Source organism: Massilia sp. Dwa41.01b (assembly GCF_014171775.1).
Classification (GTDB): Bacteria; Pseudomonadota; Gammaproteobacteria; order Burkholderiales; family Burkholderiaceae_D; genus Telluria.
On the sequence record NZ_CP050454.1, the window covers coordinates 3,053,806 to 3,077,558 of the forward strand.

At 61.0% G+C, this 23,753-nt stretch carries 19 protein-coding genes; 5 read left to right on the plus strand and 14 right to left on the minus strand.

Annotated elements, in window-relative coordinates; all coding sequences use genetic code 11:
- Positions 1-231: 231 nt before the first annotated feature.
- Positions 232-2,550 (plus strand): xanthine dehydrogenase family protein molybdopterin-binding subunit, encoded by a 2,319-nt coding sequence (locus G4G28_RS13985; protein WP_182988728.1) that lies wholly within the window; start codon positions 232-234, stop codon positions 2,548-2,550.
- A 91-nt stretch (positions 2,551-2,641) separates the two neighbouring features.
- On the opposite strand, the gene G4G28_RS13990 is transcribed toward G4G28_RS13985, so the two are convergent.
- The gene (locus G4G28_RS13990) at positions 2,642-3,139 is read right to left on the minus strand and encodes a hypothetical protein (RefSeq protein WP_182988729.1); all 498 of its coding nucleotides are present in this window, start codon (positions 3,137-3,139) and stop codon (positions 2,642-2,644) included.
- Positions 3,140-3,230: 91 nt separating this feature from the next.
- Here G4G28_RS13990 and G4G28_RS13995 point away from each other — a divergent pair, with 91 nt between their 5' ends.
- Positions 3,231-3,509 carry a hypothetical protein gene (locus tag G4G28_RS13995; RefSeq protein WP_182988730.1) on the plus strand — a complete coding sequence of 93 codons (279 nt, stop codon included), beginning with the start codon at positions 3,231-3,233 and terminating at the stop codon, positions 3,507-3,509.
- Positions 3,510-3,543: 34 nt separating this feature from the next.
- On the opposite strand, the gene G4G28_RS14000 is transcribed toward G4G28_RS13995, so the two are convergent.
- From G4G28_RS14000 to G4G28_RS29265, 7 genes are all read right to left on the minus strand, one after another.
- Positions 3,544-3,708 carry a hypothetical protein gene (locus tag G4G28_RS14000; protein ID WP_182988731.1) on the minus strand — a complete coding sequence of 55 codons (165 nt, stop codon included), beginning with the start codon at positions 3,706-3,708 and terminating at the stop codon, positions 3,544-3,546.
- A gap of 360 nt (positions 3,709-4,068) precedes the next feature.
- Positions 4,069-4,335 (minus strand): YkgJ family cysteine cluster protein, encoded by a 267-nt coding sequence (locus tag G4G28_RS14005; protein WP_182988732.1) that lies wholly within the window; start codon positions 4,333-4,335, stop codon positions 4,069-4,071.
- Complete coding sequence (locus G4G28_RS14010; protein WP_182988733.1) at positions 4,332-5,981, minus strand: dynamin family protein; 1,650 nt, start codon at positions 5,979-5,981, stop codon at positions 4,332-4,334. The genes G4G28_RS14005 and G4G28_RS14010 overlap by 4 nt, the downstream gene beginning before the upstream one ends.
- Positions 5,982-5,983: 2 nt before the next feature.
- Positions 5,984-7,819 carry a dynamin family protein gene (locus tag G4G28_RS14015; protein ID WP_182988734.1) on the minus strand — a complete coding sequence of 612 codons (1,836 nt, stop codon included), beginning with the start codon at positions 7,817-7,819 and terminating at the stop codon, positions 5,984-5,986.
- On the minus strand, positions 7,816-8,412 hold the full coding sequence (locus G4G28_RS14020; RefSeq protein WP_182988735.1) for a hypothetical protein: 597 nt from the start codon (positions 8,410-8,412) through the stop codon (positions 7,816-7,818). The genes G4G28_RS14015 and G4G28_RS14020 overlap by 4 nt, the downstream gene beginning before the upstream one ends.
- Before the next feature lie 11 nt (positions 8,413-8,423).
- On the minus strand, positions 8,424-9,170 hold the full coding sequence (locus tag G4G28_RS14025) for a GTPase (protein ID WP_182988736.1): 747 nt from the start codon (positions 9,168-9,170) through the stop codon (positions 8,424-8,426).
- A 143-nt stretch (positions 9,171-9,313) separates the two neighbouring features.
- Positions 9,314-10,045: a hypothetical protein gene (locus tag G4G28_RS29265; RefSeq protein WP_374039732.1), complete on the minus strand. Its 732-nt coding sequence runs from the start codon at positions 10,043-10,045 to the stop codon at positions 9,314-9,316.
- A 285-nt stretch (positions 10,046-10,330) separates the two neighbouring features.
- Between G4G28_RS29265 and G4G28_RS14040 the strand changes: the two genes are divergently transcribed.
- A complete protein-coding gene (locus tag G4G28_RS14040) occupies positions 10,331-11,956 on the plus strand; it encodes an NERD domain-containing protein (RefSeq protein ID WP_183107496.1) in 1,626 nt (541 codons plus the stop codon).
- Between the two features lie 95 nt (positions 11,957-12,051).
- Here G4G28_RS14040 and G4G28_RS26335 read toward each other — a convergent pair whose 3' ends face one another.
- The 3 genes from G4G28_RS26335 to G4G28_RS26345 are packed head-to-tail and all read right to left on the minus strand — an operon-like array spanning position 12,052 to position 14,293.
- Complete coding sequence (locus tag G4G28_RS26335; RefSeq protein WP_229425073.1) at positions 12,052-12,582, minus strand: molybdopterin dinucleotide binding domain-containing protein; 531 nt, start codon at positions 12,580-12,582, stop codon at positions 12,052-12,054.
- Entirely contained in the window at positions 12,579-13,343 is a 765-nt protein-coding gene (locus G4G28_RS26340; RefSeq protein WP_229507636.1) for a molybdopterin-dependent oxidoreductase, read from the minus strand. Before G4G28_RS26340 ends, G4G28_RS26335 begins: the two co-directional genes overlap by 4 nt.
- Positions 13,344-13,348: 5 nt before the next feature.
- On the minus strand, positions 13,349-14,293 hold the full coding sequence (locus G4G28_RS26345; protein ID WP_229507637.1) for a molybdopterin-dependent oxidoreductase: 945 nt from the start codon (positions 14,291-14,293) through the stop codon (positions 13,349-13,351).
- A 293-nt stretch (positions 14,294-14,586) separates the two neighbouring features.
- On the opposite strand from G4G28_RS26345, the gene ftsZ reads away from it, so the two are divergent.
- Both ftsZ and G4G28_RS14055 read left to right on the plus strand, forming a co-directional pair.
- Complete coding sequence (gene ftsZ, locus G4G28_RS14050; protein ID WP_183107497.1) at positions 14,587-15,720, plus strand: cell division protein FtsZ; 1,134 nt, start codon at positions 14,587-14,589, stop codon at positions 15,718-15,720.
- Positions 15,721-15,946: 226 nt separating this feature from the next.
- On the plus strand, positions 15,947-18,412 hold the full coding sequence (locus tag G4G28_RS14055; RefSeq protein ID WP_183107498.1) for a DNA polymerase II: 2,466 nt from the start codon (positions 15,947-15,949) through the stop codon (positions 18,410-18,412).
- Positions 18,413-18,792: 380 nt separating this feature from the next.
- Here G4G28_RS14055 and G4G28_RS14060 read toward each other — a convergent pair whose 3' ends face one another.
- The 3 genes from G4G28_RS14060 to G4G28_RS14070 are packed head-to-tail and all read right to left on the minus strand — an operon-like array spanning position 18,793 to position 23,697.
- On the minus strand, positions 18,793-19,965 hold the full coding sequence (locus tag G4G28_RS14060; RefSeq protein WP_182988740.1) for an alpha/beta fold hydrolase: 1,173 nt from the start codon (positions 19,963-19,965) through the stop codon (positions 18,793-18,795).
- An 11-nt stretch (positions 19,966-19,976) separates the two neighbouring features.
- Positions 19,977-20,423, minus strand: coding sequence for a response regulator (locus G4G28_RS14065; protein WP_182988741.1), 447 nt, complete (start codon positions 20,421-20,423; stop codon positions 19,977-19,979).
- The gene (locus G4G28_RS14070; RefSeq protein WP_182988742.1) at positions 20,398-23,697 is read right to left on the minus strand and encodes a hypothetical protein; all 3,300 of its coding nucleotides are present in this window, start codon (positions 23,695-23,697) and stop codon (positions 20,398-20,400) included. Before G4G28_RS14070 ends, G4G28_RS14065 begins: the two co-directional genes overlap by 26 nt.
- Between the last annotated feature and the right edge of the window lie 56 nt (positions 23,698-23,753).

Here is a 23,753-nt window from a genome sequence, read left to right on the forward strand (position 1 = left end):
GGCGGCGTCGCCCACAAACCCTGGCGTCGTCGAGGAGGCCGAAGCGGCGCTCGCCGGCAAGCCCGCCACGGAAGCAACGTTCAGCGCCGCCGCCGACATCGTCCTGCACGGCGCCCGCGACTACGGCCAGAACGACTTCAAACTGGCACTGGCCCACAACACCATCGTCCAGGCATTGAAAGCCGCGACGCGCGGAACAAGCCCGGCCCAAAACGAGCACGGAGAAGCGCAATGAGCGACCTGATTCCAGAACTGCGTACGCCGACAGCGCCGGAAGGCACGGGCCGCGTGCAGCGTGGCATGCCGGTCTCGCGGGTGGACGGCCATGCGAAGGTAACCGGGCAGGCGCAGTACGCCGCCGAGATCGACGCGCCGGGACTGCGCTATGGCGTCGTCGTGAGCGGCACCATCGCCCGCGGCCGCATCACCGCCATCGACAGCGCCGAGGCGCTGGCCGTGCCCGGCGTCGTGGCGGTGCTCACGCACCTGAACCGCCCGAAGATCCGCAGCTACGACCTGGCCTACAAGGACATGACGGCGCCCGCCGGCTCGCCCTTTCGCCCACTCTTCAGCGACCGGGTGTTCTACAGCGGCCAGCCGCTTGCCCTGGTAGTGGCCGACAACTTCGAGGCCGCGCGCCATGCGGCCCAATTGGTCAGAGTGAGCTACGAGGAAGAAGCCCACGAGACGAACCTGCTTGCGAGCCTGGACCAGGCCTACAAGCCGCGTGCACTGAAGCCCGGATTCACGCCGCCGAGTTCGAAAGGCGACGCGCCCAAGGCCTACCAGGCCGCGCCGGTGAAGATCGCATCGCAGTTCTACCATGGGCCCGAGCACCACAACCCGATGGAAATGCACGCCACCACGGTGCTCTACGGCGAGGATGGCCACCTCACCATCTACGACAAAACCCAGAGCTCGCAGAACAACCGCTGGTATGTCTCGCGCGCCTTCGGCCTGCCGAAGGAAAAGGTCACCGTGCGCAATCCCTACGTCGGCGGCGCCTTCGGTTCCGGCTTGCGTCCCCAGTACCAGCTGACGCTGGCCGTCATGGCCGCGCTGCACCTGAAATGCCCGGTGCGGGTGGTGCTGACGCGCCAGCAGATGTTCAGCTTCGGCCACCGTCCGGAAACCTGGCAGAAAGTCCAGCTGGCCGCCAGCGAGGACGGCAAGCTGCAAGCCATCGTGCACGAGGCGATCCAGGAAACCTCGCGCCTGGAGGATTACGTCGAGGTGGTGGTGAACTGGTCCGGCCAGCTCTATGCCTGCGACAACATCAAGCTCGGCTACCAGCTGGTGGCGCACGACCGCCACTCGCCGATCGACATGCGCGCGCCCGGCGCCGCCCATGGCATGCACGCGCTCGAGGTGGCGATGGACGAACTGGCCTACAAGCTGCGGATGGACCCGCTGGAACTACGGCGCATCAACTATGCCCACCGCAACCCGCTCGAAGACAAGCCCTACTCTTCCAAGGAGCTGAGCCAGTGCTACGACAAGGGCGCGCAGCGCTTCGGCTGGGAGGGCCGGCCCATCGAGCCGCGCTCCATGCGCGACGGCGATGAACTGATCGGCTGGGGCATGGCCACCGGCATGTGGGATTCCCTGGTCATGGTGGCGCGCGTGAGCGCCGTTCTCCATGCCGATGGCCGCCTCGTCGTGAGCAGCGCGGCGTCCGACATCGGCACCGGCACCTATACCGTCATGGCCATGATCGCCGCCGAAAGCCTGGGCCTGCCGATGGAGCGGGTGACCTTCCAGCTGGGCGACTCCACCCTGCCCTTCGCGCCGGTCGAAGGCGGCTCGTCCCACGTGACCACCGTCGGCGGCGGCGTCCACGGCGCCTGCGACAAACTCAAGATCCGGCTGGTGCGCATGGCCCAGCGCATGCCCGGTTGCCCCTTCGCGAACCTGCGTCCCAAGCACATCGCTTTTGAAAACGGCGCGTTGATGATCCGCGGCCGCCCCGACACGGCCATCCCTTTGCAAGCCGTGCTGGCATCAAGCGGTGTGGATCGTGTCGAGGAAAAATACCTGATGACGCCGCAGATGCTCAAGCAGCGCAAGTTCACCCGCGCCGTGCACTCGGCCGTGTTCTGCGAGGTCCGCGTCAACGAGAAGCTCGGCATCGTGCGCGTCACCCGCGTCGTCAACGCGGTGGCGGCCGGCCGCATCATCAACACCAAGACCGCGCGCAGCCAGATCGTCGGCGGCGTGGTCTGGGGCATCAGCCACGCGCTGCACGAAGAAAGCTTCACCGACCACCGTTTCGGCCGCTTCATGAACCACAATTTCGCCGAATACCACGTGGCGACGAATGCGGATATCCACGACATCGAGGTGATCTTCGCCGAAGAGGACGACCGCGTCGTCAGCAAGCAGCTCGGCGCCAAGGGCGTGGGCGAAATCGGTATCGTCTCTACCTCGGCCGCGATTGCCAACGCGATCTTCCATGCGACGGGACGGCGCATCCGCAGCACGCCGATCACGCCGGACAAGATCCTGCTGGGGGATCGCGAAATTCCGGTGCCGGGGCCGACGGAAAGCTGAGGAGCTGCGATGGCGCGTCTGCAAACTAGCGCCCCCCGGCGATGACCGTACCGTTCCAGCTTGCTGCTGCATGCTGGTCGCGAGTCAGCTGCTATATCCTCTGAATGAGGAGGCCCGCATAGACGTTTCCGAGCCTCCTGGCGAGATTGGCACAGTAGTCGAAATACTTGATGCACTCTTTTACGCTCATGTACTCTGTTCCCGGATAGCACAGCGAAATGTAGTAGATTTTGTTCCCTTCGAATATCGCCGATCGTGAAAGGAACTTCTTCGCCACCTGATCTGCCCGGTTCGCGTCCAATTCGATAACGACGAGGGCGTCGCGGCTTGTGCCGAATATGTCGACTGCGTCTTTCCTGTCAGACGGATGCTTGTATTCCTGGGACCAGACGAATTCTTCCGCAAGATTCGTTTCCAACTCATGGACGACAGCTTGCTGAAATCCTTTTACTACCGATGCCCGCTCACGTTGCGTTCTTTTTTCGCGGGACGCGAAATGATCTTCGCACTGAATGGATTTGATACATTCAATTATGTTCAGCATGGTGAGGTCATGAGGGTCAGATTCCACATGCAATACAGGGTTCACGAGACCAATCCTCTAAAAAATAACTTCATCAAGGGATAATATCCTTCCCGCAGCCTGACGAAGCAGTTGCAACGATTGAAGGAACCTGACCATGGGATGCTACATCGAGCCCAAAGATCAAACGAAAGAAGAGTGGCTGGCCGCCAGGGGCCGCCCGATTACCGAGGCCCAAGCAGGCCAGATCAAGTTCTTCATGGCGAAGGAGCTGCCTGTCGTACTCATCGACAATGGGTCCTTCAGGGCGGCCGGCGTCGCATACGACGCGTACACGTACGAGGAATTCTGCTACCCCGACGGCCGCCACAAGCAGTGGTTCATGGTCAAAACCGAGGATCTCAAGCAGGTCTGCGCCTTGGAAAAATTCTGCTGATCCATGCGCTTCCGACTCACACCGACCCCATCGCCTATCGCGGCGCACCGACCATCACCACGTCCGTCTCGACGCCGCCATCGCGCCAGGCCAGCTCCAGGTCCTGCTCGATCTCCGCGAGCACAGCGCCGCTGCCGCTGAAACTGCGCAGGCCGAAGGCACGGTTGCGGCCGTGCGGCTTGGCCATGTAGAGCGCCATGTACGAGGGTCAGGCTTGCCTGCATGCCCGCGAGGGCACGTAGAAAATCGCCCTCCTCGCCATAGGCTTCGGCGGATGCGACACCGAGCTGGAAGCGCAGGCCGACGTCGCGCGGGGCACGGCCCAGACGCTCGGCCGCGCGCACCAGCTCGTGCGAGGCCTGCAAGTCGTTCTGGACATACATCAGGTTGCCCTTCAGGAGCAGCCCCCTGGCACGCGCGACTGTGCAAAAAGCAGACAATTCCTGTGACCTGTGGCTCGTCGCATGCCTGGGCCGGAGTCCATGCTCCCGGTTCGCATCCTCTTGGGCCACGGAGCCGAGCGGCCCGGACGCCGGCGCGCCGGCGCCAGGGGCAAGCCCTAGAGCGTGGCGCAGATAGCGAGATTGATCCGCACGAATTCCGGCCAGCTGACCTGCCCCGACAGGTGCTGCTCGTAGTACGCCTCGACGCGGCACACCAGCGGCCGCTGCGCGTAGATGGTGCAGCGCTTGCCGGGCTCGTCGAAGTGGCGGCAAGTGCCGTCACCACGATCGAGCCAGGCGGTCTCCGTGCTGCCGTCCACGCGACGGCAGCATTTTCCGCGACCGTTGCATGGAAACGGCTCGCGGACCTGTTCGCCCGTCACGCGTCGAGGGCCAGGCGGAGAATCCCGACCAGCTGCTGCACCCGCGCGCTGGCTGCCTGGTCCGCCTCGCTGAAGGCCTGGCGCAGCTTTTCGACGTGCGCACTGACGTTGGCGAAGAATTCGCCGATTTCCTTGTCCACGCCCGCCTGCATCGAGGTCTCGAAGCCTTCGCCGAGTTCACGGGCGAAGTCTTCCATCTGCTGGACGGCGCGCTCCCGGGCCCGCTGCTGTTCCTCGTGCTGCTGGCGCAGGCGGGCTTCTTCGGGATCGCCCCTGAACAGGCCATACAACACCTCGCCCACCGAGACCGCGATGCCCACGTACGGCAGCCACTTGCCGACGACCGAGCCAGCCCATTTCTCCATGGTCCTGGTGCCGATACCCTTCATCAGCGACGGCGCGACCTCCTTGACCAGTTTCAGGCCGCTCACGATGTGCTCGGGCTTCGTGATGCCCGCCAGCTGCTGCATGGCGCCCTTGATGTCGATGGCCGATGCCGCCGGCAGCGGCGCAGGGGTTCCCCCCTGCCCGCCTTCCCCGTCGCCTTTGCCCAGCGTCGGGACTTCGACCGAGCCAGCCTGGTGCTGCATGCGCGGCACCACGGCTTCGAGTTCCTCGATTTCGACCTGTACCGAGGACACGACCTGCTGCAGCTCGTGCTGCAGGGTGTCGCTGACAGCCTGGCCCGCCTTGATCATCAGTTGCTCGATCCTGGCCTGGCAATCGTCGGGAGCGGTGCGCATGGTGGTCCTGGCCATGTCGGCGAGCTGGCTGCGCTGGCGTCCCAGTTCGCGCCGCATGGCCTGGGTCACGCGCGACTGCTGGGCGCCGATGCTGCCGAGCAGCCGGTCGTACTTCTTGACGAGGGCCGAGTCCGTACGCGACTCGAGCAGCGCGACATACTCCTGCAGGAAGCCGGCCAACTGTCCTTGCAGCCGGCCGTAGACCTCGTCGAGCCCGACGCTTTGCAGGAAGCCCGTCAGCTGGCGTTCGAAGGCGGGAAAACCGCTCAGCTCCACCAGGGCGGGCTCGCCCTCGACAAAGCCGCGCAAGGCACGCCTGGCATTGATCTTCGCAATCGGGATGTCGCCCAGCACGTCGTTCAGTCCACGGGCGGCGGCCATCTTCTGCAGGTGGCCACGGGTCTGGTCCTTGAGCTTGATGAAGTCCGCGTCGCCCAGATTCTTCTTGTCGTTAAAGACAAGGAAGACCTGCTTGCGCTCTTCCAGCATCTCCAGCAGCACGTCCAGGGTCTTCGCTTCCTCGACCGTACCGAGCGGATCGACCACGAACAGGATCGCATCGGCCTTGAGCATTTGCGCCCGCGTGACGTTTTCGTGCGCGATGGGCGCGTCCACGCCAGGCGTGTCGAGGATGCTGTAGTTGCCCCATTCGTAGGCAGTGACCTTGTCGGTCAGCGGAATGTCGTCGGCCGGCGCGATTTCGCGCTGCAGCAATGCGTTGATGAGCGTGCTCTTGCCGGCGTTGTAGACGCCATACACCATGATGACGGCATCCGCGCTCTTCTTCTTGTCCTCGAATACCTCGCCGATCGGGCTGAACGCCGCGGCCATCGCCGGATCGGCCTCGACAAACGCCCGCGCTTGATCGTAGGCCTGCAGCAACTGGGTCGGATTGATGCTCATATTCATTTCTCGCTTGCGTCGGTTGCCTGCACCAGGGTGTGCAGGTCTTTGTCGAAACGGTCGATTTCCGCGGCCATGCCGGCCAGCAAGCCGTCGACTTCTTCTTCCATCGTTTGCCAGAGCCCGCTGGAAGCCAGGCGCATCTGGCGGTCGAGCGCCTGCTGGCTGGCGCGCAGCGCCTGCAGCCGGATTTCCTGCAGGTTGTCGCCGACGGTCAGTTCCACTTCCCGATACTGGGTCGTAGCGCTGCTTCCGCTGGCACCGCCCAGCCCCCCGCCCAGGCTCATGCCGAGTGCGGCACCGGGCGGGCCGCCGCCGAGGAAGAAGCCGGCGATCCCGCCCGCGATACTGCCCAGCAGGCTCGTGAGCGTGCGCGTGCCGCCCTTCACGGTCGCGATCTTTTCGGTGATCGTGGCCAGCTCGAAGCCCGGCAACTTCACCATGCCGCTCCCCGAGTAAGTGGTGCGCACGGCATCGGCGAAGCCGGCCATGATGTCGTCGAACATTGCCGCCAGCTGCCGGGTTGCGATCTCCTGGTAGCGCGCGTTCAGGCGCTGTTCGAAATCGGCCAGTTGCCCGCCGACGCGGCTGGCGTCGGCGCGGTCGGACTCGAGCTGCGCGAAGAATTCGTCGATGAACTGCTGCAGCTCCTGCTGGCCCGCGTGCACCGCGCCGCCGAGCTGCTGTTCAAGGCGCCTTTTGGCGGCGTGCAGCGGGGCCTTGAAACCGCCGATCAAGCCTTGGTAAGGTTCCAGCCCGGCGCGGCATTCGGCCAGGAAGTTGCGCAGGTTGGTCATCGGGGTACGCTGCTTCATGCGCACCCCCTCCGATTGTGCGATCCGGTGCAGGGTACGGCACAGGTGGCCGACGCCGCTATCTTCGAAGGCATCGACGTCGCTCGCGTGCAGCTGGGCATAGTGCGCCGACAGCGACACGATCTCGACCTGCATGGCCTCCTCGGCGCTGCAGGCCGACTTCAGCTCCGAAGCGACATAGTCGCGCTGGCGCGCGCGGATCTGCGCAGACTTCATGACCAGGCGCGACACCCAGGTGCCGCTTGCCTTGTCGCGAACATCCTCGTTGTCGTCGCTGCCTGTCAGCAGGAGCAGGACCTTCTTGTCCCGGTTGAGCAGTGACCTGATCTCGTCGATATCGCTCTTGCGTCCGGGAGAGTCGGACTTCATCGTGTACAGGATCAAATCGGCGTGCTCGACGTAGGCTCGTGCCAGCGCGCCGTTCTCGTGGTTCAGCGAATGCAGGCCGGGTGAATCGACCCAGGTCAGGCCAGGCAGGGAAAAGCCCTGGATCGAACTCGTCGCTTCGGTCGCGCCCACGCGGAACTCGCGGCGCGACGCTGCCTCATTCTCCGCGTCACCGCTCTCGACTTTTGTTTGTGCGTGCGAAAAATGTTCCGGGACCATGCCCGGGGGCACCTCCTGCTTCAGCGCTTCCGTGGGGTCGGTATCGCCCCAGGCCATGTAATTGCCGAGCGAACTCTTGCCCGACTTGACTTTGCCGTTGACGAACACGAGCAGCGAATCCTCGTAGCGGGCGCGGAAGGCGATTCCCTTGTTGCGTCCGGCCACTTTCAGCGTCCACTCGGCCTGTGTGGCGGCCAGCATGTCGATGAAGCCGAGCACCTGGTCGCGTACCGGACTACCTGGCGGCAGACCTTCGCCAGCCGCCCGCAGGCGTGCCGACAGCGCGTCCGCGAAACGCTGGCGCAGGGCATCGAAATCGGCTTCATGGGCCCTGGCCTGTTTCAGCGAATCGTCGAAACGGGCTTGCAGGCTCTCGAAGGACGCGAGCAGGTCGGTGCGCAGGACGGTCTCGTTCATGCCCTGCCCTCCGCCATGTTCGCGGCTGCCTCGGCCCTCTCCTGGACAATCCGCTCCAGATTTTTCCTCAGCCCTGCAAGTTCGGACAATTCCCTGTCGGCCGACCGGATCGCCATCAGCCTCATGTGAAGCCGGGTATTCCCGCGCAAGCGCACGTCATAGACATCATTGAACAAATCGAGGTGGCGCCGAATCTCGGCGACCTCCCCATCGGTCCGGGGGAACGTTTCTGTGAAGACCTCGCCCAGCTCATGCGGTACGACCTCGCGGGCCGGTCGCTTCGCATAACCGGACGCGGTCAGCGTTGTCCCGAATACGGGCTCGCCGCCGAGGTCCACCCAGTCTTCAAGCGCGGCGGCCAGCCGCTGGCCGGCCTGCGCGCCTCCTTCGGCGAACAGAAGGCGTGCTTTCGTCAGCTTCTTCACGCGCTCGTCCTTGCGGACCTGCTCCGCCGCGGCTTCCTTTCGGCGGCGTTCCTCGCCGTCGCTGCTGCTGCCGGCGCTGCTGCCGGACGTGTCATCGCTGCTGGTGGCAGCGGCAATGGCGGCGCCAAGCCCGAGAACGGCGGCACCAATCAACCAGGGTAAAGGCATGTCTTCCTCAATCAAATATGGGTGTATCGCGTTGCGGCGTCGTCCAGAAAGGCGCGCAGCCGGCCGGCTTCGCCATTGAAGGCGGCGAAGGCCGTGACGACCTCGTTGCGCAAGCCTTGCCGGCGCAGCGCGGTCCGCTGTTCGGCCTGCGCTACCTCCTCGAGCAAGGCCCGCGCCTCGGCAAGCGCCTTGCGTGCCCGGATTGCCTGCACCGTGGCGGCAACGGTGCTTATCTGCGCGATGAGCGCGTCCATGCCGCTCGCGGCAACGAGTGCGGGCTCGCCCTCGAGCAGGCCCGTCCGGTAACGCTTGCCCGACACCCGCCACACCTGCGCCTCAAAGCCCAGCTCATCGGCACATTGCCGGCGAATGCGCGCTTCGATGGCATCGAGGTCGTCCGGCCTTGCCTTGTCGGCCTTGGTCAGGACCACCAGGATGCTGGCCCCGGCATCGCTGCCGCGCGCGGCGGCAAGCGTACGAAGGAAATCGGCTTCCACCGCTTCCAGTTCCCCCTGCGGCTGGTGCACGAACAGCACGACGTCGGCCTGTTTCAAGCCCGACCAGGCCTCCTCGTCGTCCAGCGCGTTCGCGTCCAGCCCGGGCGTATCGAGATAGGTGTAGCGGTCCGATTCGAAGTGTGCGTTCTCGGCCGTCTCGCGAATGTCGGCGGTCCTGAAAAATTCCTGCTCGAGATGCATGGTGAGCATGTTCAGCAGATAGCTCTTGCCCGCGTTCATCAGGCCGCAGGCGGCGATCACGGGCTTGGGCGCGTGACTGCCGGTTTCCATCTCGCGTAAGGCAACGCGGATATCGTTAAGCTTCATCGTCATGTGTAAAGGAGGTGGTCGGATGCCGGGCGGGTCGAAGCACTGCCCGGCGTGGGGATGGTCGGGCAGGAGATTCAGGCGGCGCGGCCCATGGCGAAGAACGCACGCTCCACGTCGACCGCACGCCACGGGTGCTCGCTGCCGTCCCAGTCGGGCCAGGTTGCTTGCAGGGCGTTTGCCGCCTGTGCCTGGCGCATGCACCAGTCGCACCACTTCAGGTAGCGGGCGACGAAGTGGTCGCGGGCGATGGCGGAATTCAGGCTGGCCATCGGTCCGTGCATGGCTGCCAGTTCCCGATCGGCGTGGCCGCGCAGCCGCTCGTTGATCACCGAGTCGAGCACGGCAGCGATGTCCGGACGCATTGCCATGACGAGTTTCGTCGCAAAGGCCGGGCCGACGAACTTGATGCGCAGGCAGGCCAGCGTCGCCGTGGCCAGGTCGCCATTCCTCGCTGCCCGGCACGCGGTCGCGAGCAGGGACCTGACTTCGGCCGGGTCCTGGGAGGCCGGCGCGAGCCCGCGCCCTTCAGCAGGCTGCCCGCCCTGCCAAAGGCCCTTTCCGGCTTGATCAGCAGGTCGGTGCCGGAGACGAAGCCCCAGGTGACGCAGGAGAGCAGTCCGTGCAGGCGGTCCTCGACGTCGTCGGACAGGAGCAGCCCGGTATGGAAGCGGTCCAGCGCGACCGACGAGTGGCGTGCGCGCACCTCCGGCCGCGCCCATTCGGCGGTGCCCGGCACCTCCACGTGCAGGCGCCGGTTGCCAAGTACGTGCACCTTCACGTCTTCGCGCGTGGTCGGTTTCAGGCATCCAGGCGGATAAGCGTATTGCGCCCGCAGCGCGCGCATGTCAGTTGGGTTCATTCGGTCTCGCTTATCAAGTGGACAGCATCCTAGCAAAAATATTTCAACATGGAAATAAGCGTTACACGCCGCAGGCCGGCCAAAGCTTGCTGTGGCGTGGCGGACAACACGCTCGATCATCGCAGCCGAAGCGACAAACGGGGTCGCAATAGGGAGACATCGGGACGAACTGCCGCTGTGCAAGCAGGAAAATATTGTTGATAATGAGAAACCTCATCACTATTTTCGCCCCATGGCCACTCTCTCACCTGCTCTGTTCCCTCCCCTGCGCACGGATGCGGGACGCTACCGCGAGCTGGAGGTGCTGGAGCGCCTGCGCGACTACTTGCCGGCCGGATTCGAGGTCTTCCACAACATCGCCCTGCATACGCTTCGCGGCGGGCGCGACAGCTACGGCGAGATCGATGTCATCGTCCTGTCGCCGGGCGGCTGCCTGCTGCTCATCGAAGTCAAGGCCGGTCCCGTCATCCTGCGTAACGGCGAGGTATTCAAGCTGTACGGCGATGGCGAATGCGATGTGGCGCGCCAGGGCCGCCTCCAGCGCACCGCCATGCAGAACCGGCTGCACGAGGCCGGGCTCGATGTCCCCATGCTGAGCTGCCTCGTCCTGCCCGACTATGCGCTCGGCGACAGCCAGGTGGCATCGATCCCGCGCGAGCGCATCATCGATGCACCGCGCTACGCCGACATGGTGTCGACTGTCCGCGACTGGATGGGCGCAATCCAGGGCACGGCAGACGGGGCGGCCTTGCGCCGCCTGCTGCTCAACCAGTTCCAGGTCACGCCCGTCCTCGAGGTCCTGCGCGACCAGTTGCAGGGCGCCGTGCGGCGGCTATCCGATGGCCTCGCAACCTGGGTACCCCGCATCGGTTCGCCTTCCGGCGTTTTCCGTATCCAGGCGACGGCCGGTTCCGGCAAGACCCAGCTCGCGCTGCAGCTGCTGGAGACGGCCGCTGCCGAGCGGCTGAACGCGTGCTACGTCTGCTACAACCGCAGCCTGGCCGACCACGTGCGCCATCTGGCCTCGTCGAAGGTCGACGTGGTGAACTTCCATGAGCTGTGCGTCGAGCATTACCGGCGCACCCAGGGCGATCCCGATTTTTCGCCAGGCGCGTTCGAACGCATGACCGCGCACTATGTTGGCGCCAGTGCCGGCTTCGCCCAAAGCCTGGACCTCCTGATCATCGACGAGGCCCAGGATTTCGACGCGAGCTGGGTGGAAAGCCTGTGCAGCCGCCTGCGGCCCAACGGCAGGCTGTACGTACTGGAAGACGAAGCCCAGCGCCTGTACCGGCAGGACAGCTTCGACCTGGGCGACGCGGTCACGATCGGCTGCAGCGACAACTTCCGCAGCCCGCAGGTGATCTGCGACCTGATCAACGCGCTGGGCCTGGTGCGCCCGCCGATCCGGGCGCTGAATCCCTACCGCGGCGAGCTCCCGGGCATCCGGACCTATCTGTCCGACGAGGAGGTGCTGGCCCGGACCGAGGAGGCGGTGGCCGCGCTGCTGGCACGCGGCTTCGCCCTCGCCGACATCGCCGTCGTCTGTGGCCGCGGCCGCGAAAAGTCGGCACTGCTGAACCGGGCCTGCATCGGTCCCCATCGTACGCGCCGTTTCACCGGCGAATACGACGCCAGCGGCGAACCGCGCTGGAGCGAGGGCGAGCTGCTGGTCGAATCGGTATGGCGCTTCAAGGGCCAGAGCGCGCCGGCGGTCGTGGTCACCGAAATGGACTTCGCCGAGCTCGACGACGCCGCGCGGCGCCGCCTGTTCGTGGCGCTGACCCGGGCGCAGATGGCCGTCGAACTGGTGCTGTCGGACAGGGCCGAGCGTTGCCTGACCGCCCTGCTCGCTTAGGCCGCACGAAACGAGGGGGCGGCGAGTTGCGCGCCCTTCTCAACCGACCCAGCTGCCGCGAGCAGCCCGGCATACCGTTCCGATGAGGATCTTGACTACACTGTCGACCCGAATCCGCCTGCTTCCAGCGGCGCCATCTCGACCGCCACGCCGGACAGCACCGCATTACCCGATAGCGGGTCGCGCAGGTTCTCATCGAGCAGCGCGTTCAGGTTGACACCCGGCCGTTCGCTCGCCACGCCAAGCTTGACGCCTTCCAGGTCGTGCCCCCAGCCATGCGGCAGGCTGACCACGCCGGGCATCATCTCCTCGCTCACTTCGACCTGCACCTCGATCCGGCGCGCCCCGTTGCGGAGCTGCGCCATGCCGCCATCCTCCAGGCCGAGCCGGGCGGCGTCCAGCGGATGCACGAGCGCCGTGCAGCGGTAGGCGCCCTTGGCCAGCACGGGCAGGTTGTGCATCCAGCTGTTGTTCGAGCGCAGCTGGCGCCGGCCGATGATGACGAGATCCGGCGCCGGCGCCGCCAGGTCCGCCGCCACCCGGGCCAAATCATCGAGCAGCATGGGCGGGGCGAGTTCGATCTTGCCGGACGGCGTGCGCAAGGCTTCGGGAATGCGCGGGGTCATCGGTCCCAGGTCGATGCCGGACGGAGCCTGCCTGATTTTCTCCAGCGTGAGCCCACCAGGCACCCGGCCGAACCCGTCGCCGTAGGGGCCGGTGCGCAGGTCAGGTCGAGCAGGCGCTCCGGGCCGCGCTTCGGCGCCAGCGCCGCCATCACCTGCGCGGCGGCGGGACCGAAGGCCTTGTCCAGCTCCTGTTCCAGCAGCGCGTCATCCAGGGCCGCGATGTCGGCCCCGGCACCCATCCCTTTGGCGATCGCGGCAATGCGCAGCAGGCTTTCCCACTCGTCGGGCTGGCCGTGCTGGCGCGCTACTACCTGCGGGCTGTAGCGCGCGTGGTTACGGTGCGAGAACTGGGTGAAGGTGACGTCGTAGTGCGCGTCCTCCAGCGGCGATGGTCCGGGCAGGATCACGTCGGCGTGGCGCGAGGTTTCGTTCAGGTAGATGTCGAGGCTGACCATGAAGTCCAGCTTGTCCAGCGCCGCGGCCAGGCGCGGGCCGTTGGGGCTGGAGAGCACCGGATTACCGGCGATGGCGATCAGCGCCTTGATCTGCCCCGGGCCGGGCGTCTCGATTTCCTCGGCCAGGCAGGTGATCGGCAGTTCGCCCGCCACCTCGACCGCGCCGGAGACGCGCGAGCGATGCCGGCCGCTGACGACCCCGCGTCCGACGCCCGGTTTACCGCGCGTATTGGCCGCGAAGGCCGCAGCCTTGGGAAACATGGCGCCGCCCTCCTCGTCGAGGTGGCCGGTCAGGACGTTGATCACATCGATCAGCCAGGAGCACAGGGGTGCCGAACTGCTGGGTGCAGGTGCCGATGCGGCCATAGAGCGCGGCGCGTGGCGTGGTCGCGAGCGTGCGGGCCAGGCTGCGGATGGTGGCGGCGTCGATGCCGCAGCGCGCGCCACGCGTTCGGGCGTGTAATCCTGACCGCCGCAGCCAGCGCGTCGAGCCCGTTGCAGTGCTCGAGCAGCCGGCCGGGGCGTACCAGTCCTTCGTCGAAGAGTGCCTGCACCATGCCGAGCAGGAAAAAGACATCTGCGCCCGGGCGAATGAAATGGTGGGCATCGGCCACCGCGGCGGTTTCGGTACGGCGCGGATCGACCACGACCATCTTGCCGCCGCGCGCGCGCAGCGCTTTCGCCTTGCCGCGGAAATCAGGCACGGTCCACAGGCTGCCGTTCGATACCATCGGGTTGGCGCCGAGGATCAGCAGGAAATCGCAGCGTTCGATATCGGGGACGGGAACCGACAGCCAGCTGCCGAACATTAGCCCGACGGACAACATTTTCGGCACCTGGTCCACGCTCGATGCCGAAAACATGTTGCGGGTACCCAGCGCCTTGGCCAGGCGCGGAAAGTAGAGCATCAGGCTCATCTTGTGCGAGGTCGGGTTGCCCAGCACCGTTGCGACGGAATCCGGCCCGCCGGCGGCGATGACCGGCGGCAGGCGCCGCGCGATTTCCGCATAGGCTTCTTCCCAGCTGGCTTCCATAAAACGGCCATCGCGCTTGATGAGGGGCGTGCGCAGGCGGTCGGGGTCCTCGTGCAGGTCTTTCAGGCCGATCGCCTTGGGGCAGAGGAAGCCTTTCGAAAAGACGTCGTTCTGGTCGCCGCGGATGCGGATGACGCGGCCCTCCTCCACGTCCAGCTCGAGGCCGCAACTGGCTTCGCAGAAGGGGCAGATACGGTGGGCGACTGCGGCTGGACTTATCATGGCAACCCTCATGGAAGGAAAGCGAACGGTCGTTCGATTGTGGGCAGGGATGGTTTGATTGTCAAGCAGCGGGCGGCTGTAGCGGCCTGCATGCCGGCGCCTGGCGCGGCCGGTCATCCGTTGCCTGCCTTTTGCAAACATTGCACGGGCTCTTACAAATGGTTTCGATTGAAACGTTTTCGCACTTTATCGTGCGCGCCTCAGCAAGTAGTCTAACGGGCTCGGCACCAGCCGGCCCGGGTTACAGCCGGTAGTCGGCTGGCCCTCCGCTCTTTCTTCAACCGGAGTTTTCCTTGTCCGAATCAAAAATTCCCCACTCGGCGTCGATCATCAAAGTCATCGGTGTCGGCGGTGCCGGCGGTAATGCCGTCAACCATATGGCATCGATCGAACATCCCGCCTTCGAATTCATTTGCGCAAATACGGACGCGCAAGCCCTGTCGAACACCCGTACCGAGAAGCGGATCCAGCTCGGCGAAAGCGGCCTGGGTGCCGGTAGCGACCCGGCCATCGGACGCGAAGCGGCCACGCGCGAACGCTCCCTCATCGCCGACGCGCTCAAGGGCGCCGACATGGTCTTCATCACGGTCGGCATGGGCGGCGGCACCGGCACCGGCGCGGCGCCCGTGGTTGCGGAAGTGGCGCGCGAGCTGGGCATCCTGACTGTCGGCGTGGTGTCGAAGCCCTTTGATTTCGAAGGTCCGCGCCGCATGCGCGTGGCCGAGGAAGGCATTGCGACGCTGGCACGCTGCGTCGACTCGCTGATCATCGTGCTCAACAGTCGCCTCGAGGAAGTGCTGGGCGACGATGTCACGCAAAAGCAGGCCTTCGCCGCCGCCGACGAGGTGCTCAGCAAGGCGGTGACCGGCATTGCCGACATCATCGCCGTGCCGGGCCTGGTCAACGTCGATTTCGAGGACGTCCGCACCGTGATGCGCCAGACCGGCATGGCGATGATGGGCACGGCCCAGCACGCTGGCGAGGACCGTGCCGCCAGGGCGGCCGCGGAGGCGATCGCCTGTCCGCTGCTCGATGGCGCGAATCTGCGCGCGGCGCGCGGGGTGCTGGTCAATATCACCGCATCCGAGGAAACGCTGAAGCTGCGGGAAACCAAGGCCGTGATGAATGCGATTTGTACCTCGACCAATGAGGACGCGATCATCAAATTTGGCGCGGTGTTTGACGACTCGCTAGGGGACGAGATGCGGGTGACCGTGGTGGCGACGGGCTTGAACCGGCCTAGCGACTTTACGCTGGGGACGCGGCGGTCGACGATTTCGCGGGTAGGCACGCAGCCGCAGTCGGTGCTGCGGCAGGGCGCGGTTCACCCGTCGGTGCGGGCGGTGTCGGCACAGCACGAGTCGCGCGCCGGAGGGATGTCGCGACAGTCGGCTTCGCCGGACAGCGGGGACGGCGAGCCCGGCTGAGGACCGGCAAGCCCGGCCAAGGGGCGCCCGTCGTCCTGACGACCGGCGGTTCTCGGGACAGGCGATGGAATACGCCGCAGGCCCGGGTTTGCACCAGCGTTCCTTCCGCTCGCCTGCCCGCTCATCTGTTGGCGTGTGTCGCACGGTCTTGTCAGGCGTTCCAGGGGATTTGATACACTGCCGCCTTTGCGCGGTGGATCGCATCGCCTTGCATCATCTGACATCCATGAGCGACACAGCGAGGCAAGGCTTCCTGCTGACGCGCCACTGGCGCGATTTCAGCAACAACGGCGGCAACAACGGCGGCAAGCACGGCGGCAAGCACGGCGACAAGCACGGCGACGATGGGATGGGCGGCGTCGAGGTCGAGTTCTGGCTCGCCACCGACGACGGCCCATGCCGCCTGCGCCTGCCGGTGGCGGAGGCGGTCGCCTTCGTCCCGGCCGAGCAGGAGGCGGCAGTGCGAAGCCTGTTGCAGCGGGAACGCGGTGTCGAACTGCGCCCGCTGACCTTGTCCGACTTCCGCGGGCGCTTGGTGCTCGGGCTGTACTGCCGCCACTATCGCCTTCTCTTGCGGCTGGAAAAGCGCCTGCGCGAGCACGGGATCGACGTCTACGAGGCCGACATCCGTCCGCCCGAGCGCTACCTGATGGAGCGCTTCATCATGGCGCCGGTGGCGTTCACGGGCACGCCCTCCCCTGGCGACCCCGCGCTGCTGCTTTCCGCCCAGTTGAAACCGGCGCCCGGCTACCGCCCGCGGCTGCGCACCGTTTCGCTCGACATCGAAACCACCATGCAGGGCGAGTTGCGCTCGATCGGCCTGGAAGGCTGCGGCCAGCGCCAGGTGTACATGCTGGGGCCGCCGAATGGCGACCCAAGCGGACTCGACTTCGACCTGGAGTATTGCGACACCCGCCTGGCCTTGCTGGAGAAGCTGGAAGCGTGGATGACGCGCCACGATCCGGACGCCATCATCGGCTGGAGCGTGATCGACTTCGACCTGCGCGTGCTGCAGGAACACGCCGAGCGCCTGCGCCATCCCCTGCGCATCGGCCGCGGCGGCGCATCGATGGAGTGGCGTACCAATGCCAGGGCCAGCGCGGAGCGGGAAGCCCGCTATTTCGCCGGCCTGCCGGGCCGGCTGGTCATCGACGGCATCGAGGCGCTGCGCTCTGCCACCTGGAGCTTTCCTTCGTTCAGCCTGGAGAACGTGTCACAAACCCTGCTGGGCGAGGGCAAGGCGATCGACCAGCCCTACGACCGCATGGCCTCCATCGACCGCATGTTCGCGCAGGACAAACCGGCCCTGGCGCGCTACAACCTGAAGGACTGCGAACTGGTCACCCGCATTTTCGAGAAGACCGAGCTGATGGCCTTCCTGCTGGAACGCGCCAGCGTCACCGGCCTGGCGGCGGACCGCAGCGGCGGATCGGTCGCCGCGTTCGAGCACGCCTACATTCCGCTGATGCACCGCCTGGGCCGGGTCGCGCCCAATATCGGCGACGTGCCCGGTGCGGACAGCCCGGGCGGCTTCGTCATGGACTCGCGTTCCGGCCTCTACGATTCTGTGCTGGTGCTCGACTACAAAAGCCTCTATCCGTCGATCATCCGCAGCTTCCTGATCGATCCGGTGGGACTGGTGACGGGACTGGAAGAGCCTGAAGCCGACACCGTCCCGGGCTTTCGCGGCGCACGCTTTTCGCGCACCAAGCACTGCCTGCCCGGCATCGTCACGCGCGTGTGGGAGGGCCGCGAGGCGGCCAAGCGCGCCGGGAACCAGCCGCTGTCGCAGGCGCTGAAGATCATCATGAATGCCATGTACGGCGTGCTCGGCACCACCGGCTGCCGCTTTTTTGACGCGCGGCTGGCGTCCTCGATCACCATGCGCGGCCACGAGATCATGCACCGCACGCGCGCGCTGATCGAGGCGCGCGGCTACCAGGTCATCTATGGCGATACGGACTCGACTTTCGTGTGGCTTGGTGGGGCCCACGCCGACGATGACGCGCTGCGCATCGGGCGCGAACTGGTCGAGCACGTCAACGGCTGGTGGCGCACGCGCCTAGCGGAGGAGCTCGGGCTCGAGAGTGCGCTCGAGCTGGAGATCGACACCCATTTCCGCCGCTTCCTGATGCCGACCGTGCGCGGCTCCGATGAAGGCAGCAAGAAGCGCTATGCCGGCCTGGCCGGCACACCCGGCGGTGGCGAGGAAATCGTGTACAAGGGCCTGGAGACCGTGCGCACCGACTGGACGCCGCTGGCGCAGCAGTTCCAGCAGGGCCTGTACGGCCGCATCTTCCGGCGCGAACCCTACGAGGAGTATGTGCGCGAGTACGTGGCCTCTACCTTGCGCGGGGACTTTGATGACTTGCTCGTCTACCGCAAGCGCCTGCGCCGGCCGCTCCAGGAATACGAGCGTAACGTGCCGCCCCATGTGCGTGCAGCGCGCATTGCTGACGAGTTTCATATTGCTCGGGGACGGGGGGCGCAATACCGCAATGGGGGGTGGATCCGCTATCTGATGACGACCGCAGGGCCCGAGCCGATGGACGTCTGGATGGAACAGAAGCGGTCGACGATCGACTATGAGCATTATCTGGTCAAGCAGCTGGAACCTGTCGCTGACGGGGTTCTGCCTTTTGTCGGGGACAGTTTCGCGCGGCTGACTAGCCCGCAGGGGGCGTTGTTCTGATTGCCTTTCAGTTCGAACAAGTGCCGGGCGGTGCGTGGTTACTCAGCGCTTTAGCGAAGGCAGAGGTCATGTCTGAATGTCAGACCTGACCCCGTGCTCGCTAGCGTGACCCCGTGCTCGCTAGCGGCTTGGCGCTTAAAGCCTCGCGTCCGTACCGGCGAAGGGGATGGATGAGCGCCTGAACGTTTAGAACGAGGACTGCTTTACGCTAACCGATTCACTTGTGATGGCTACGGTCCAGGCTGTATCTTAATGTCAGACTTGCCACCCAAATACACAGATTGGGCTGTGACACCCTGATACCCCTACGCTCAGCCGATACAGCCCAAGGAATATTGAGCTACAGGCTTGATAATTACGGGTGAGCTCACTGTTACTTGCTAGGTCACCAACCAAATGAGTAGAAAATATACGGGTGCAATCAGTAAAGCGAACGGGATCAAGCATAGGATAGGCTTGACAAAATCGAGCAATTTAAGTAGTGCATCGATTAAATCCTCTCCGAGAAAACTTGTTCTATCGTCAAAACGTTCAGGCCGACCACCGGGATAGAATAGATTTAACCAAAACCGCCGGTAGAACAAATTCAACCTTAAATAAGGTTTAAAATAAAGATCATGGCCGCCAGAGAAATAGCGATTGCAAAAATCATCCGTATTCTCCCTCACAAACCCCACCCGCCCAGCATCGCCAAGACCCCATATAAACAATCGAGAAAGAATTAAAATCAGATCGCGAGTTCCACAGTCATTAACGGTCAGCTTCGATGCTTCGACTACCGGATCTAAATTAAATCCACTTGACAGTGGACTTCCACACAATATTAAACAACCAACTCGATTCTGAGGAAGTGTTGCAACTGCCTCCACCGCAATGAGCGTACCAAAACTATGCGCCACAATATAGATTTCACGATCTATTGAAGCGTCAATATGTCGCAGAATTCGCTTCGCAGCCGCCCTTACTGTCCGTTTTCTTAAAAAAGGCACTGCAAACGAAAGCAGATCGAAAAATCCATATTTAATTTCGACCGACTCAACATTTCGATTATGTTTACCGACTTCATCAGTAATTTTTGTTTGCCAGTGCCCGTGAGTACGAATTCCGTGCACTGTAATGAGAGTCGAATCCCTATCCTGGAACGATTTCCGTTCGGCACCCATTAATTTTTCAATTTGCGTGAGGATACGCTCCACCCACTCGTTACTGGTTAGAGTGCCATCTAAAACCACCGAAGCTTCTTGCTCGAATTGTGTAGCGTATCCCCGCATCTCCGCAACATCTGCCGTCAGTCCTATAATTAACTTTGGACGAATATAACGCTTTTTAGGATCACAAATGTCATTAAGTAGGTTAATGCTGTTTTTGGCCTGGGGGATGCCGCCGATTTTTTTGGGCAATAAAATATCCAAGACCAATAGATTAGTCACCGCCAACAACTCAACGCGTGCTTGATCAGCAGATTCACAGTATACGACCTGGACTATATCAGACAACTCCGAAGAAGCAAGCGCCGAACTAAATATCTTTGCTCTGGCTTCAGAGTCATCCACAAAGATTACCTTCAATTATTTACCTCATCTATTACGCTCGACAATTGATCCTTCCACACCGAGTCTGCCACATCAAAAATAATGCAACCCCTATAATTCCCTCCAAGTAGTTGCAACGATTCATCGATATTATCGATGCTCAAACTTCTCGAATCTATACTAAAATCTTTATAACCAGTCAAAACTACAAACGGAACCAACTTATCTACCTTAGCCAATTTCGTCGCAATTTCTTTTCCCGCCAGGGCGCGGAAGCGCCCTCCATGAGATGATTCAGCGCGGTCAAACGTCGGCATACTCATGTCTAATATAAGAAGATCAAAGGTATCGTTTAAAGCCATTTTCAAGCCCGCATTATAAGAAGCCGCTTCGCGAATAATAAAGCTACCGAGACTCAAAATAAATTCATGAACCTTATCACGCTTTAATAAATTATCCTCGATTAATAAAATTTTCATGATTCAACCTAACTATCACCCCAAATTTATCGTCCGAAACAGAAATATCGAAATCAAACCCAGTAGAAGAGTTGGTAAGGAGATTATGCATCTTGTATATCCCGCTTCCACCTTCTGCACGACTTAATGCCGAATTCTCCTCAGTCCATTTTGCACGCTGAGACGCTGCAAAGTCTTCGGGATAAGCTGATGAGGGCGAGACACTGTTAATAATGCATATTTCATCAAAATTACAAACTGATTTATGCGTTATCTCAACGGGACTATCCAGTGCGCCATATTTCAGTGCATTTTCCAACCCCGTGAAGAGCGATATAAAGAGCGAGCGTGCCTCCCCATAACTCAACGACAAATTAGTTTTATCCTGCTGAAATATCAGAATCTTACCCTTATGCTCAAATATGGATTGGAACGATGAGACCGCTGCTTCGATTACGACGCCAAGTTTCTCAAATGACTGAATTTGCTCTGACCCAACAAATCTGAACCAATTTAGAACAAGTTCAACTTCTTTTTTGAAGTCTGACCTTGCATTTCGTATCGCTTGCATTAGGTCGAACATCGCTGCTTCGCCTTTTATCGTTTGCACAGCCGACTCTAACAGATCGATTGCTTCCAAAACCTTTACCGCCAACACATCATTAATCAACTGTTGCGCTGCCCTTGCGCTTTCAACAGCTAGCTCCCACATAAATCCAATCAGTGCCGTAAAGAACTCATCAAACGTCTTAGAAGAATCCACAATTTGGGAGACCCGAACAGCACGGTCATGGTATGGACAGAAGTCAAATATATGATCTGGGGACAGTTCGTTCAGCTTCACTCTAAACTGCTCATTTACCTTCAGTAAGATGCCATCAACTTCACGAGAGAAAATTCGCAGAATATTGTCCAGCTCAACCAAGATGTCGTCAGTCACATAACTATATTGATGAATCCAGAAGATATTAGAGAGATACTCGCCATCTTTTTGAAGAGTAACCAGATTATTCTTTTCGAAACAAGCACGAAGTTGACTGACAAAAACGGTATGTCGCACCTCAGCACTTAGGTACTTATCTAAACCATAATTCTCATTTAATGCAAAATCCTTCGTTGCCTGGACAAAAATTCGGACCAGTATGCTTACCTTCTTACTCAATGGCACAGCAACTGGGACATCACTTTGCAGACGAAAGAGATCATCAGAATTTACTGAATCCCAGTCATAGTCGAGTGGCTCGATACTCACTCCACCTTCGATTGACTTTGCTTTCTCGTATAGATCCATATATATATGGCGCCGATGTACCTCTAAGGCCTGTACGTCGACATAAAGCTTGCCAGTTTCAATCTTTGCCCTAAGCTTTTCGGAAAACAGCGTCTCAAGAACCTTATCGCGCTCAGCCCTTAACTCATCCGCATTCCCTGCCCTTGCCGCGATTAGAAAATCAATGATAGCAACACGCTCGTGTATCACCTCATCATTATTCTGAAATTCTATAATGTTGTCCAACTGAGCAGGAACACAAATGTAGCGTAAGAAATAAGCTTCGGCACAGTTCACCTCACCCGCTTCGAAAACTTTCGATGGCTGAAATTGATTTGCATGTTCTAGAAACTCCTCAAACAATTCCGACTTTCGATCCTCCAATCCTAGAACTTGCTCTTTAGAGCAGATATCAAGGACCACCATGGAAAGGACATATTCACGCCGTGTTGACTGACTGTGCTCGATTATACGACTGCATAATTCATTTACTGGCATGTGATCGAAGGCTAGGCTATTCTTTAAATACTCATCGATGAAGAATGCCGCTGCGTCATAGACTCGATTCTTAGCTAACAGATGCGACGATTTTGTGACAAGATAATCGGAATAGATCGGAAACAACGAGGGCTCAATCGAATGCACGTCATCAATTCCGCTGGCGTACCGAAGTACTCGGTAATCTGGTACGGAGTCCGGCACAACTGAGCTTGCTAAAGATTGAAGGCTGGTTCCTCTGGCTTTAGGGGTATTATATCTACCAAGACATTGCGTTTGCCTGCGAAGCAACTCTAGGCGGCCGAGATCATTTGACCCCTGCAATAATGAAAGATGAAATATTAAGGACTTAGCCCAAGGTTCCCGCCTGAACTTAATGCAGATCCGCCGCAGGTACGAGCCACTTTCTCGGCCTATTGGATCTAAAACCAATATTTTTGCGAACTCATTAGCAATTGCGTCGTAAAACGTATGCCCGTCTCCGATTATGCCGCAGTAGACTTTTGCACGAGCATATAGCTCAATGAGGCCTACAACAAGCTCACGCCCCTCATTAATTGCCTGTCTAATCAATGCGATGACTACTTCATACTCTCCACGTGTGTAGCTCGCAAGGATCTCAGAAACCCCTGGATCAATCTCTTCGTTAACGACGACCGCATTTATGAGCTCTGTATCCCCAACAGATTCAGCAAATGCCAATGTAGCATCAATCCACTCAGCATCGGTGTTATTCCTAGCCGCACTATCCATCACGATGGAACGCCATAACATATATTGGTCTAATATTGACCAATCAGAGTAATCTCGTATTGGAGCAAATTTTGGCGTCCGGCCAGGATCGTAACTTATAGGCAACTTATCACAGGACTCAACCGCCCCGTGTTCTTTCGCCGAAGATATTGAGGAACTCCTGTATTCTTTAAGCCTACCTAAAACTGTGTTCACATAAACATTCACAGAATTTGGCTCAGATAAGAGCAACATATCTTTAGTGATATTTGATAGTGCAAGATGGGGGTATTGATCTGGCAATTCCTTGATTATTTTCTTTGTATCTTCGCCACGAAGTTCTTTTCGTATATGAATGGAGTATTCAGTTCCCCACCAAGATTGCGATATATTTCCCACTTCTTCCAGGACATTCAGTGCCCCATCCGAATCACCTAGCAAAACCTTCGCATTAGCCGCAGCACGAAGCTTTAAAAACTTACTAATCTCCGAGCAGTTCCTTTGCAGCAGAGCGAATAGCCAATGTGGGTACGCGGCTGGGCTAACATACTGATAAACGTGCACTGCTCCGTGGAATTTCGTGCCAGTCGGGAAGAGTGGATTAAAGCTTGCCGGCAGCCCGCGATAGGACGCGACCTCTGAAATGAGGTCGAATCGCCCATGAAACGAATAGTGCTTCAGCTGCACCAATATTCTTTGACGTACGAGCGCGTCAGTTTCTCCTCTTGCCTTCACGAAGATCCGCGGATCGATAGCCAATTTGCTTGGGCGAACCTTATCGTTTTTGCGTCTCATAAATTTTTGTTTGTGTTGCAGATTGCTGCAAACCTGTAATCGAAAAAACGTTAGCT

What these genes read in the sequence shown, in the direction of transcription:
- G4G28_RS14065 (WP_182988741.1), bottom strand. Translation starts at nt 20,423, where the DNA reads ATGAAAATTTTATTAATCGAGGATAATTTATTAAAGCGTGATAAGGTT.
- G4G28_RS14000 (WP_182988731.1), bottom strand. Translation starts at nt 3,708, where the DNA reads ATGGCGCTCTACATGGCCAAGCCGCACGGCCGCAACCGTGCCTTCGGC.
- G4G28_RS14020 (WP_182988735.1), bottom strand. Translation starts at nt 8,412, where the DNA reads ATGCCTTTACCCTGGTTGATTGGTGCCGCCGTTCTCGGGCTTGGCGCC.
- G4G28_RS26345 (WP_229507637.1), bottom strand. Translation starts at nt 14,293, where the DNA reads ATGATAAGTCCAGCCGCAGTCGCCCACCGTATCTGCCCCTTCTGCGAA.
- G4G28_RS14055 (WP_183107498.1), top strand. Translation starts at nt 15,947, where the DNA reads ATGAGCGACACAGCGAGGCAAGGCTTCCTGCTGACGCGCCACTGGCGC.
- G4G28_RS14040 (WP_183107496.1), top strand. Translation starts at nt 10,331, where the DNA reads ATGGCCACTCTCTCACCTGCTCTGTTCCCTCCCCTGCGCACGGATGCG.
- G4G28_RS14010 (WP_182988733.1), bottom strand. Translation starts at nt 5,981, where the DNA reads ATGAGCATCAATCCGACCCAGTTGCTGCAGGCCTACGATCAAGCGCGG.
- G4G28_RS13985 (WP_182988728.1), top strand. Translation starts at nt 232, where the DNA reads ATGAGCGACCTGATTCCAGAACTGCGTACGCCGACAGCGCCGGAAGGC.
- G4G28_RS29265 (WP_374039732.1), bottom strand. Translation starts at nt 10,045, where the DNA reads ATGCCTGAAACCGACCACGCGCGAAGACGTGAAGGTGCACGTACTTGG.
- G4G28_RS14015 (WP_182988734.1), bottom strand. Translation starts at nt 7,819, where the DNA reads ATGAACGAGACCGTCCTGCGCACCGACCTGCTCGCGTCCTTCGAGAGC.
- G4G28_RS13995 (WP_182988730.1), top strand. Translation starts at nt 3,231, where the DNA reads ATGGGATGCTACATCGAGCCCAAAGATCAAACGAAAGAAGAGTGGCTG.
- G4G28_RS14070 (WP_182988742.1), bottom strand. Translation starts at nt 23,697, where the DNA reads ATGAGACGCAAAAACGATAAGGTTCGCCCAAGCAAATTGGCTATCGAT.
- G4G28_RS26335 (WP_229425073.1), bottom strand. Translation starts at nt 12,582, where the DNA reads ATGACCCCGCGCATTCCCGAAGCCTTGCGCACGCCGTCCGGCAAGATC.